We start from the raw sequence: 11,444 nt of genomic DNA, 5'->3' as shown, positions 1-11,444 counted from the left end.
CTGCGTCGGCGATCTGCTCGATCGTTGGCGGGATGCCGACGGACGCGTTCAGCCGGCGGACCGCGGCGATGAGACTCAGTGCCAGGGAGCGGGGGTCCTCGCCCCGGGGGTTCTCGCCACTTGGCCCGAACTCGCAGGCGCGCGCGAGATCCGCCATGCGCGAGGCGGCGCCGTCCACGTAGAAGTCGAGCACGTACGGGAGCAGGATCGCGTTCAGGTACCCGTGCGGGAGGTGATAGAGCGGGCCGAGCTGGTGGGCGATCGCGTGCACGTAACCGACGCTCGCTCTGGTGAAGGCGAGGCCGGCAAGGCAGGACGCGACAGCAAGGCTCTGCCGGGCGGCGATGTCACGACCGTCCGCGCAAGCCCGGGGCAGATCGCGAAAGATCGCGCGCGCCGAGGCCACGGACAGGGCGCGCGTCGCCGGGGTGGCGAGCGTCGACAGGTGGGACTCGATCGCATGCGTGAGCGCGTCCATACCCGTGGCTGCGGTCACGTGCGGCGGCAGGCCGACCATGAGGTTCGGATCGAGCGCAATCGCCGCTGGAACGAGCTTGTTGTCGACGATGGCGAATTTCCGTCCGGCCCCCGGATCGGAGACGACAGAAGCGACGGTCACCTCCGAGCCGCTGCCCGCCGTAGTCGGAACCGCGAAGAATGGCAAGACGTGGGCGCGGACCTTGAAGTAGCCATCGAGGTCCTGCGGACGACGGCCGCTCGCGTGGCAGGCGATCATGGCCTTCGCGGCGTCGATCGGCGAGCCACCGCCGACCGCAAGCACCGCTGTCGCCCCCGACGCCCGGAGCTGCTCGATCCCCGCCATGACGATGGCGATGGTTGGATCGGGCTCGACCTCAGAGAACACCGTCACCGCCAGGCCAGCCTCCTGCAACGCGTTCAATACCGGGGCGACGACCCCGAGCTCGACGAGCACCTTGTCGGTCACAACGAGCACTGAGCGAGCGCCGCAATCGGCGATCAAGCGGGCGAGCCCGAGCGACGAGCCCGGTCCCGTCAGCATGAACGGTGTCGGCGCGGGCAGGAGGCGAGCTGCGATGCCGAGGGCGCGAATGCGGAAACGTGAGAATAGATGTGTCATGTGGTCGATTTACTCCTTTTTGTCAGCAATTCTCATTTCAAAATGTTGTAAAAATCAATATGTTGAAATTGACCATTTTATGCCATAAGAATCGCATGGAGTCCCGGGCGAGTTTTCCTGTAGAACCCCTAAACAATCAATTCTAGGATGCATTTTGTAGCGAAAAGTTCTGCAGTGCGAGGTGGTTTGCCCCCTTCTCAATGTGACCGAAGGGAATGCAGAGCCGGGAGAAGGGCCAGGGATGAGGGCTGAAGAAATTGGCAGCACGCTAACTGCGGTTGTAAGGGTTATTCCTTCAGACGTACAGTTTCTGAGTCTCCAGAGCGCTCAGAACTTCCAGTTGAAGTTCGCCGACATGTAAAGAATGCCGATGTTGTCATACGAGCCGACCAGGTTGCCCCGGCCGCCGAGAACGACCGGTAGCAGCGCCTGCTTGTTCACGTCACCGGTACCACCGTAGATGTATTCTGCGGCGAGGCCCCAGGCGAAAGTCTTGTCGACCTGGTTCTGGCCGCCGATGCCGAAGCGCCAGCCTTGGTTGGTCGGCAAAATGGGCGATACGTTACCCGACTGAAAAGCCGAATCATAGGCGATACCGAAATTAAGCCGCCATGGCTCACTGATCCGGTACTGCGCGCCGAGTGCGGCGTGCCAGGTGTCCTTGAAATTCAGATTGGTGGTGAGGCTGGTCGGATTGCTGGTGTCTGCCACGCCGACTTCGACATCGCCGAATTTCGACCACTGCTGCCAGCCGACGTTGCCGAGCAGCGCCAGGCGATCGTTCACCGTATGAAACACACTGCCCATCACCTGTTGCGGCACCGTGATGCCCAGGTCGACACTGGTTCCGTTCAACCCCCGCGCATTAAGCAGCGTGGTCAGCACGGGCCCGGTGCCGCTGAACCGCGCTTGCGGCTTGAAATCGAGTTTGACCGGCGAACTGTAGGTCAGGCCGAAACGGGTGTTGGGGGTCGCTTCGTACATCAGGCCGAGATTGCCGCCCCAGCCCCACGTGTTGTCACTCATGCTGAGTTTGCCGTCAGCGCCGGTGATGCTGTTTATTCCTGTCTCGTTTTTCAGATAGCCGTACATGGCATTGACGCTGGCGCCAAGCGAGAGCTTGTCGGTAACGCGAAAGGCGATCGAAGGCAGCAGCGAAGCACCGATCAAGGTGGCCTGCTGCGCGTGGTAGCGACCGACCCAGTTGTCGTTATAGTTGAGCACCGAACCGAACGTGCTGGTCGCCGCCAGGCCGAGTTTCAGATCGGGCGAGACGCTGTAGCTGAGAAAAAGTCCGCCGCCAGGAAACCAGCCGTTTTCACCGATGATATTGCCGCTGCTGTTATTGCCAAGCTCGGACGAACTGGCGCCGCTGTTGGAGAACTTCATGTCGCTATAGAGCAACTGCGTACCGAGCTGAACCTGGGTGCCGTCAAGCCGAACCATTCCCGCCGGATTGGTCAATACCGTGGTCGCGTCCTGTGCGCGCGCGGCGTAGCCGGCGGCGGCGAGGCCCATGTCTTCGGTACCGACTTCATAAACGATTATGCCGCCGGCGATTGCGTTGCTGCTGGCGAGCACACCAAAAGAGAGGGCCATGGCGGCAAGCAAGGCCTGCCTTGCGCGCGTGCTGGCGGGAAAATTATTCATTGAAACTCCTTTGCTCAACTTTCGTCGCCAGCCAGCAACAGAGGATCGCTGGCCAGGAAATTAACAATTCAAATTAACGGCTCCAGGCTCAATTCTCAGAAGCGTCCGATGAAGGTCGCGCCGAAGAGAGGCGCCGGGTCGAAATTTTCCTCGCGCAGCTTGTTGCCGGACGAGTCTTCAACGCGCAGCTTGCCGCCGGCCACGACGCCGCCATAGAGGTGCAGCGCCATCTGGTCGGTGAAGTTGCGCGTCACGCGCAGGAACACCGGCACGCCGCTCTCTTGACCGACGCCGTTACGCACCGGGCCGGTTTCGCTCAGGCGAAAGCGCAGGACCCGGTAGGAAGCGCCGACGCCAGCCGTCCAGCCGCCATCGAAGCGGTAGTCGAGTTCGAGGCCGGCCGGTCCGGTCGGGCCGCTGGCGAGGGGGTTGATCAGGCGCCAGCGGTCATTCAGGCGCCAATCGACGATCAGGAACGGAAAGGCGCTGGTCTTCTCGATCTGCGAGAACACGCCGACGCCGAGGCCAAGACGATTGCCACCCTCGAAGCGCCTGGACCCGGAGACCGTCGCGCCCCACGTGAGCGAATCGCCGCTGTTCGCCCCATTTTCCTTGAACCAGTCTACCGAGGGCGCGAGGCCTACGCTCCAGCCGTCTCCCACTGCGAACGAGAGCGGCACCGACACGCCGTACCGCTGAATAATGCCCCACGGCGCTACCTGGCCGAAAGCGCCTGAGTTGGAGAACGAATAGTCGAGGTAGTCATAGTTGAGGGTGACACCCGCGCGATTGCCTCCACCGAGGTCTTTGGAAGCCCCAACACGCAGGATCGCGCCGCCAACACTGAAATCTCCGCCGCGGTCGAGGTCGGCGTTGCCCTGGTAGACTGGCGTAAGCGAAACGAACCCTTGCTGGTTACTCGTTTCGTCCGCGTGCACAGAACACGTGGCCGCCAACAGCGAGGCAAGAACTGTCATGGTCGGAACGTGCCGTAAAATTGAATCCATCCGGATCTCCTTCGATAGGTAGCTAACGGTCATAATAATAGCGTTGACCGGTGTGCTTGCGAATTGAAATTAATTTCCTTTCCGCTTTGTCAATTTATTGCTGTTGCATTAAAGAGACAACCGTGCAGGGCACATCGCCTGTGGCGTGTTGCGCGGCGACTTCGGGAGTGGTGAAGCTCGAAAATCCTTGTCGCTGGCAATGAGCAAGGGTGCGGACACGCCCTTGCCGTCATTCCGGGCTTGACCCGGAATCTGACCGAAGTAAATGTGCCCCGCAGGCCCTTGGGGTGCAGAGCCAGTTCGTTTATCAAAACAATTTTTCCACATGCCGATCAGGTACAAATCCGGATTGACTTCATTCAAGGAAACAGGAACACTCGGCGGCTTGACCTACAATCCGCCGAACTTACCCTTTCTTCCGCTCATGTACCGCAAACTCTCCAGGCAGCAGTCCAACCGGCTTGAGCAGCATACGCTGCGATTGTCGCTGTTCACGATCATCGGTCTGGCGATCGCCGGCATTGGCTACGGTCTCTACATTGGCTCCGAGGCGGTCATGCTCGACGGCTTTTATGCGCTGACCAGTCTGGTCGGTTCAGGCCTCTATCTGCTGGCCGCGCGGGTCGTCGAGAAACCGGCCGACCGACGCTTTCAGTATGGCTACGCGCACATTGAGCCGCTGGTCAACAGCTTCAACAACCTGATCCTGCTGGTCGTCCTGCTCTATGCGTTGTGCAACGGTCTTGAAGGTCTGCGCACCGGCGGTAATGAGGTCGACGCGCTCAGTGTGGTGCTCTACAGTCTGGTCAGTGGCGCCGTCTGCGCCCTCGTCTGGATCTACGAGAAGCGCGTGGCGAATCGCACCGGCTCGCAACTGATCCGCAACGACGCGCGCGAGTGGATGATCAGCATGGGTTTTAGCCTCGTCACGCTGCTTGGATTCGCCATGGTCTGGGTGCTGCCGGAACCCTATCGCGCGTGGTGGGCGCGCTACGCCGACAGCGCGGTACTGGCGCTGATGGCGCTTATGCTGATTCCGCTGCCGCTGAAGATCCTGCACAGCAATCTGCGCGAGGTGCTGCTGATCACCAGTCCCGACAACGAGATCGTGCAGCGCGTTGAAGCGGTGATGCAACAGATCCGGGCCGAACACGATATCGCCGAGTACAGCGCGCACATTGCCAAGACCGGGCGCATCCACTTCATCGAGATCAACATGGTGGTAGGGCCCGACTTCAAGCCGCGCGGCGTGCCAGAACTTGACGAATTGCGCGCCCGAATCTGGGAGGTGATCGGCCTGCCGCTAGAGCAGGCCTGGCTCAGTATCCTGTTTACAGCCGACCCGCGCTGGAGTTGAGGTGACACCCCTCGATGCGTATCAAAAAGGCCAGGGGGCAATGGCACGACCTTGAACCAATGACATCGACCGACTATTCGCCAAAGCTCGTCACACTGGCGTAGGCCGGTGTCCAGAATGGCTCCCCGCTACTGGGTCCCGGCTTGCGCCGGGACGACGCGACACCTCTTATGTCGAATGCTTAAGGTAGTGCCATTGGGGACAGGGGAAAATGGATTTTGTGCGCAACCAGCCCCTGGAGCCAGCCGCCACGCAAGACTGAATGACGCGCTGAAAAGGCGGTACTCCATGCCTGGTCAGCGAGAGCGATACTGATGTCGCGCCTGGAAGGCTTCCTGGCACTCGGGCAGGTCGAGGGCGGCACGTTGCCGCTGCTTCACTCCGTAGTCGTTCCAGTAGCGCTCGCACTGCTCCAGTGTCCGCTGGCGCACTCGTTGCGTCGGTGGCGGCAAAATGCACTCGGCAATCAACTGTTCCCGGATGCCGGGCAGGACCGCGTCTCTTGCCGCCTCGCATTTCCGGTCGAGTTCGTCAAGCTGCTTCAAGATTTGCCTGCTTTGTGCGAAAGCGGGTTGCAGCACTACAGAAAGCACAAGGACGACAAGCGTACAGGAGATTCTGTTGTTCATTGATCAACTCCCTAATTGCCGTGCGGCTTGCTTGATTAACCAGTCAGTCTGCCGCCAGCGCACTCCCCGGAGGGTTACTACCAGGAATCGGCATTCGACCAGCTCGACTCAGGCTGCGAACCTCGTATCCGCTCAAGTTCCAACTAGGCCAACATCATGGATGCCGCCGGAGCGATGCCCATGACGCTGGCCTTACAGGCTTTGAGACTATTGTCGATTGGCCTTGATATTGCCGGCGACGCCGCCGGCAGCCGCGCCGATCGCCAAACCAGTCCAGGCGCTACCCCCGGCGACAGAGGCGATACCTGCGCCTGCGACACCACCAATGGCCGCACCACTTAATGTTCCCTGCTGCTTTGTGCTCATGTCCGTGCAGCCGATCACACTCGACACCGTCACGATGACCACCATCAAACGAATTCGTTTCATTTTATGTCTCCGTTATTTGTATTTCTGAAGTCCCGGTACGATAACTTCGAACCAGATGGTTTCGAGGACCGGTCGTTGTATTTTGCCGGGATTAGCGGCGTACCATGTGTCGAGCGCTACACTGACACTTTCAAGCGACTGGCCTTTCAAGCCCTTTGTTGTGCGCGGAATCAGACTCTGGCTATCGGGCGGCGGATTCGTTCCCGCATAGGCCGCTTCGACCTGCAGTGTATTGGCCACTCCAATGAGATAAGCCTTCTTCAATTCACCCGACGACTTGCTCCACATTTCGCCGGTGACCAAGGGAACTTCATCCGCCAGGACATTGGTCGAAGCCACAGACAGCACCGCGCAAGCGCCAAACAGCGCCGCCCGAAAACCCATTTTTATCACCATCGCATTCTCCAGGAAAAAACAAACATCGAAAAAAACCAGCGTCTTCCGCTCAGACTGGCCGCAGTCGCTGGCGCACCTTGAAAACTTCCACTTGCTGCACTTTCAGCTAGATTACAGGTTGATAAAAAAAATCCTGCCCGCAAAGTATCATTGCCCTGTGCACCTCTCACAACGCCTAATTTTGGGGTCAAGGAACACTCGGCAAATACGAAAATTTTATGCTAGGCGAGCGCCTTGGTCTTGAGCCGGGCGAATTCCTCGGCATTGATCGTGCCCGCGTCGAGCAGCGCTTTTGCGTCAGCGATTTGCTCTCCCGGTGACTTTCCTGCCACCTGCCGGATGTAGGTATCGGTATCGGATTTGGTGCGCTCGGCAGCCGCGCGCTGGCGTTTGGCCATCCCCCCGCCGTTGGCAATAATGTAGACCACGGCGGTCAGCATCGGGATAAAGACCAGTCCGATAATCCACAAGGCCTTTGAACCTCCCCCCATTTCCGTATTGCGAAAGAGGTCCGCAACAATCTGGAACAGCACCAGAAGGTACGCGATAAAAACGAAAGTCGAGACGATCAGCCAGATTAAATCCCAAAAATTGCTCATGTCAAAAAACTCCCTTGATGTAACTCAATGAACAAAACCAACCCGATGAAAAAAACAGAGCATCTTGAAAGAAAAGCGTCAAGGCACCTTGCGTGTTGCACCGTGCAGCCAGCCGCGCAGCAACGACCACAACGCGCTGCCGGAAACCATGCCAAGAATGTAGACGCCGATCACCAGCAGTGAAGCCGGCATGGTCAGGCTCATGCTGAACAGCGAAACCGTGACCGAGGTGAGATTCTGGAAATTAAACAGCAGAACAACAGCCGTCACCACAATGATCAGGCCAGCGTAAACATAGCGCATGATGACTCCTTGATAAAAACACTGCCAACTTGTTTGAGGTACGAATTAAATACAGTAAGCGACCGTTATCGGGTTCGAGCCGAGAGCAGCCTGACCTGGACTCAACGCGCGTCCAGGAGGTATAAATGCTTCGCCCGCATCTTTAACGGGCGGCCTTGATGGCGTTCAATACCCGTTCGCCATCGGCGCGGTGTATATCGAGCATGCCGCCGCTAATGGTCCACACCTTGACGGACTCGATCGCCGCGAGAAACTCGCGCTCCTGCTGCATCACGCCTTCGGCGGAGCAGGCCTTGCGCGTGCTGGCTACGGGACCAATGGCTAGACGGTTTCCCTCGCTGGTGTAGGCCGCGCGGTAAGTATTGCAGCCGCTGCTACCGTAAACCTGGCCCTGATCAAAAGTCAGGGTCAGGGTGGTTCCCAGCAAAGGGCCGACGACCGCTTGCCGACCGTTGTTGAAACCAGTAACGCTCCAGTTGACGCCCTGCAGCATCGGTGCAGGCTCTACCTGAAAAACCAGCGGCGCGCCTGTAGCCGGGGTCAATGTCAGCCGGTCACCGCTGATTGCATGGCGCAGGGTGCCGGTCAATGCGCCCAGAAAGGCTTTCTCGATCGCCATCTGCGGTTCGGGGCAGGCCATCATGGTTCCCGCCAGCGGGCCGATCAGCACGCTATCGCGATCGAGGGTATAAGAACCCATGAACCGGTTGCAGCCCGAGAAACCGCTGACCCGGCCACCCTCAAAAAGCGCTGTCACAGATCGCTTTTCACTAGCGTCAACGCCTGCGCTCTGAGCACCGGGGGCGGCAAGCTGCCACGTTGGTCCTTCAAAAGCGATAGGTACGGGCGCACTTGTTGCGTTGGACGAAACCGGGATACGACAACATCCTGCGAGCAGCCGGGAATCGGGCAGCGAAACCCGCACCGTTACCGGATGCGTGGTGTTCGACATGCCGTCACTGCACGCCGACTCGCGAAGAAAGGCGACGACTTCACCGCCTTTGCCGGAAGCAGGTTTGCCGCGCCATGCCCGCTCCTTGAGGAAATCGAGGCGCGTCTCGCGCCCCCGGTAGTCGAGCGGCTTCTGCTCCGGCAGCAGCAGTCGTGCCCGTCCTTGCTCGCTGAATTGCAGACCCCACGAGGGCTCGTTGCCAAAACAGATCAATTGCGGCTCTGCGGCAAATACAGAAACTGGAGCCAATACAGACGCCATAAGGACAAGTGCCCTGACGCAGGCAGTAAAAAAATTGCCTGATTTACGGCAATGTTCAACCAGCCAGTAGGGAATAGAAGTAACAATCACTGTGGGGAAATTCGTCATAAAATAATCAGGAATTTGACCAAGAGAAAAGCTTATCCTGGAAGAAACAGGAGCTTGTTTTTGGATTCCGGGTTCCGCTTCGCGGCCCCGGAATGACGTACTGAGAAATATCACGATCAGGATTAGTTGTGTGTATTATTGGTTGTCGGCTTGTGCACTTGTGGTGGTTTTATACCGCCGAGCACCTTGTCCAAATCTTCGTCTTTAAGGGGCTTTCCTTCCGACAAATCGATCGGCCTGACTGGAACATCTGCCCACGGACTTGGCTGACTTGTGCTTTGCTCTGCTTTCATGGCATATCCTTTTAAAAATAAGGCAGTGACTCTTCAATTACCGTTATTCACCCGAGCCGCGAGATGGTGAAGCGTTGGTGAAGACGAATATATTGATTTGCACAACCTTCTGAAAAAGCCAAGTGGTAGTCCATTAACCAAAGCTAACTTGGTTGAATTATTGACGCTGTAACTCTGGATTAGTGCCCAGGCGGCTTCCTTTAGTTCCCTTTAATCGGCACCTGTTCGCTGCGCAGAAAGCCGTTCAATCTGTTCCTCCTGGCGCATCCAGTAAAAAACCCGCCAAAGCGGGTTATCTGAAACAATCCGGATACCTTGTTCAGCGGATCGCACGACGCGGATCTGAACGCCAGAAAGCAAAAAGCCCAACCTTGAGGGATGGGCTAAGTGCTAGATTTTGGTGGTGGAACACGGAACCGAACCCGCGTCCGCATCCCGACAAGGATAGCAATGTTTTGATCTTGAGGGCGTGGATTCGAGTATTTGGCCGAATTCAATCCGCCCATGCCTAGCCTGTGAGGGCGCATCGCCCGCGAAACTTGGGCTTCCACGGCCCAATCGTCGAACGCCAGTTCGATCCCCTGTTTGACAACCGAACTGCCTCCCCATTGGCGCGCACTCCGACGAACAAGGTGCTGGTCGATGACGCTGTAATGTGGTAAAATTGGCTAAACTTGGCAAACGGAATGCACCGCAGGCCAACTTGGTAGAAAAGATGATGACCGACACTGATGGCGAGATTCTGACACTCGACGAAGTCGCTGCGTACCTAAAAGCTGGCAAGCGAACTGTTTATCGGCTTGCTCAGAAAGGCGAGATACCGGCGTTCAAGCTGGGTGGTACGTGGCGTTTCCGACGCTCGGAGTTAGACGCATGGATTGCTGAGAGCATCCGCCAAAAGACGGACGAGGCAAAGTGAATACAAACCGCGCCGGGCAAGAGGCGGCAATCACATGCCGGAACAAGAATAAGGGGGAAACGTTTACAAGACAAGCAACGTCATCGCCAAAACGATCAAGGAAGCCCTCGCGCACGTTCATTCAACCTAATAACCGCAGTTCAAACCACGGCGACACGGCGGACACGGCGAAAAGCCTCAGTTTTTCAGGATTTATTGGCTCACCCAAAGGGTGAATCATGAAAACATTGCAAGCCATTGTTTTTACGCTGTGCTCGCCGTGCCGCCGTGGTTAAGCAGAGTTTTCTGGGTTCAAAGGTGCTCCTGACGGCAACACCGCTGCAGAACTCGCTGCTTGAACTCTACGGATTGGTGAGCATGATCGACGACCGTGTATTCGGTGATCTCGACAGCTTTCGTGCGCAATTCACACAGCCAAACAGGGAGCAGCCCTTCGCCGCGCTGCGCTCCCGCATTGCGCCAATCTGCAAGCGCACCTTGCGTCGGCAAGTGCATCAGTACGTTCCCTACACGGCGCGCCGCGCCATCGTTGAAGAATTTACACCATCAACCGAGGAGCGCGAACTGTCTGCCCTCGTTGCAGATTATCTGCGTCGCCCGAATCTGAAGGCGTTGCCGGATGGGCAGCGACAACTCATCTCGTTGGTGTTGTGGAAGTTGAGGCAATGGTCAAGACCCGCCAGCTTCTGCTGGAAAATTTCGACGAAGAAGTGCAGGACAAACTTCGGATTCGTGCCGACGACAGTAGCAAAGCCCGTAACCGATACGAGCGAATGTTGATGGACTTGACCAGGGCAGAGCTTGGCGATCACGCTGAGTTCGATGCCGACGGATTCAGGTTGCTGCATTCACTCTGCGCAGACCTTGAGGGAATTGCTCTCGGGCGCTACGAACTGCCCCGCCGCAGCGGCGACTCCCATCTCTATCGTATCGGCCAAGGGAGGGGAAGCCGCTCCGCCAGACGATCCGTTCTGAGCGGCCGCGTGGGGAAATCCGCTACGGGCTACGCCCTTCGCTCCTTTCCCCACGCATTTCTACCGCATTGGACGGCAGAAAAGGAGAACTTCAAAAACCAGCGATTTGATACACTTATCCACAGCTGCTGATTCAAAACGCAGCGACCGCTCCTGGGTCAATATTCAACCGGCAGAGTGGGTCAATATTCAACCGGCGCGAACAGACGCAGGCTTTGTCTGGCTGTGGCTTTGCGACAATTTATTGCTCTGTGTGAAATTTTTGCGGCTGAAACTGAGTTACGCCAACTCAACTTTATTTATCAGCTCAGATTTATTTATATCAGCTCAACTTTCATTTAGCACTCACCACCTCGCGCTTGTTCTTGGCCCTTTGGCCTATCTTGGTAATAAATCACTTTAAGTTGCTTTTTCTTAGGCGGCGTAAATAAATAAACATATCAAGTTTGCGCTATTACGTTCGGTCTG

Annotated in this window: 13 protein-coding genes; 3 read left to right on the top strand and 10 right to left on the bottom strand. The window is 57.5% G+C overall.

What is annotated here, in order from left to right; genetic code table 11:
* The 3 genes from ACOYNV_RS22265 to ACOYNV_RS22255 all read right to left on the bottom strand — a co-directional run.
* Positions 1–1,099 (bottom strand): iron-containing alcohol dehydrogenase (locus ACOYNV_RS22265; RefSeq protein ID WP_422902004.1); only part of this gene is annotated, 1,099 nt, incomplete at its 3' end.
* A gap of 327 nt (positions 1,100–1,426) precedes the next feature.
* Positions 1,427–2,749: an OmpP1/FadL family transporter gene (locus tag ACOYNV_RS22260; RefSeq protein WP_422902003.1), complete on the bottom strand. Its 1,323-nt coding sequence runs from the start codon at positions 2,747–2,749 to the stop codon at positions 1,427–1,429.
* Positions 2,750–2,844: 95 nt separating this feature from the next.
* Positions 2,845–3,756 (bottom strand): hypothetical protein, encoded by a 912-nt coding sequence (locus ACOYNV_RS22255; protein ID WP_422902002.1) that lies wholly within the window; start codon positions 3,754–3,756, stop codon positions 2,845–2,847.
* Positions 3,757–4,081: 325 nt separating this feature from the next.
* Here ACOYNV_RS22255 and ACOYNV_RS22250 point away from each other — a divergent pair, with 325 nt between their 5' ends.
* The gene (locus ACOYNV_RS22250) at positions 4,082–5,113 is read left to right on the top strand and encodes a cation diffusion facilitator family transporter (protein ID WP_422902001.1); all 1,032 of its coding nucleotides are present in this window, start codon (positions 4,082–4,084) and stop codon (positions 5,111–5,113) included.
* Positions 5,114–5,409: 296 nt separating this feature from the next.
* Here ACOYNV_RS22250 and ACOYNV_RS22245 read toward each other — a convergent pair whose 3' ends face one another.
* From ACOYNV_RS22245 to ACOYNV_RS22215, 7 genes are all read right to left on the bottom strand, one after another.
* A complete protein-coding gene (locus ACOYNV_RS22245; RefSeq protein WP_422902000.1) occupies positions 5,410–5,742 on the bottom strand; it encodes a hypothetical protein in 333 nt (110 codons plus the stop codon).
* A 207-nt stretch (positions 5,743–5,949) separates the two neighbouring features.
* The gene (locus ACOYNV_RS22240; protein WP_422901999.1) at positions 5,950–6,171 is read right to left on the bottom strand and encodes a hypothetical protein; all 222 of its coding nucleotides are present in this window, start codon (positions 6,169–6,171) and stop codon (positions 5,950–5,952) included.
* Positions 6,172–6,183: 12 nt separating this feature from the next.
* Positions 6,184–6,567: a hypothetical protein gene (locus tag ACOYNV_RS22235; protein WP_422901998.1), complete on the bottom strand. Its 384-nt coding sequence runs from the start codon at positions 6,565–6,567 to the stop codon at positions 6,184–6,186.
* A gap of 221 nt (positions 6,568–6,788) precedes the next feature.
* Complete coding sequence (locus tag ACOYNV_RS22230; protein WP_422901997.1) at positions 6,789–7,166, bottom strand: SHOCT domain-containing protein; 378 nt, start codon at positions 7,164–7,166, stop codon at positions 6,789–6,791.
* Positions 7,167–7,244: 78 nt separating this feature from the next.
* Positions 7,245–7,469 carry a hypothetical protein gene (locus tag ACOYNV_RS22225; RefSeq protein WP_422901996.1) on the bottom strand — a complete coding sequence of 75 codons (225 nt, stop codon included), beginning with the start codon at positions 7,467–7,469 and terminating at the stop codon, positions 7,245–7,247.
* 142 nt (positions 7,470–7,611) lie between these two features.
* Complete coding sequence (locus ACOYNV_RS22220; protein WP_422901995.1) at positions 7,612–8,670, bottom strand: META domain-containing protein; 1,059 nt, start codon at positions 8,668–8,670, stop codon at positions 7,612–7,614.
* A 242-nt stretch (positions 8,671–8,912) separates the two neighbouring features.
* On the bottom strand, positions 8,913–9,083 hold the full coding sequence (locus ACOYNV_RS22215) for a hypothetical protein (RefSeq protein ID WP_422901994.1): 171 nt from the start codon (positions 9,081–9,083) through the stop codon (positions 8,913–8,915).
* A gap of 718 nt (positions 9,084–9,801) precedes the next feature.
* On the opposite strand from ACOYNV_RS22215, the gene mads1 reads away from it, so the two are divergent.
* Positions 9,802–10,002: a helix-turn-helix domain-containing protein gene (mads1, locus tag ACOYNV_RS22210; protein ID WP_422902005.1), complete on the top strand. Its 201-nt coding sequence runs from the start codon at positions 9,802–9,804 to the stop codon at positions 10,000–10,002.
* Between the two features lie 237 nt (positions 10,003–10,239).
* Positions 10,240–10,782 (top strand): SNF2-related protein, encoded by a 543-nt coding sequence (locus tag ACOYNV_RS22205; RefSeq protein ID WP_422901993.1) that lies wholly within the window; start codon positions 10,240–10,242, stop codon positions 10,780–10,782.
* The last annotated feature ends 662 nt before the right edge of the window (positions 10,783–11,444 follow it).

It is taken from the genome of Propionivibrio sp. (genome assembly GCF_049316945.1).
Taxonomy (GTDB): domain Bacteria; phylum Pseudomonadota; class Gammaproteobacteria; order Burkholderiales; family Rhodocyclaceae; genus Propionivibrio.
Note: the sequence above shows the minus strand (reverse complement) of the source record. Positions and strands in the feature narration are given on the sequence as shown.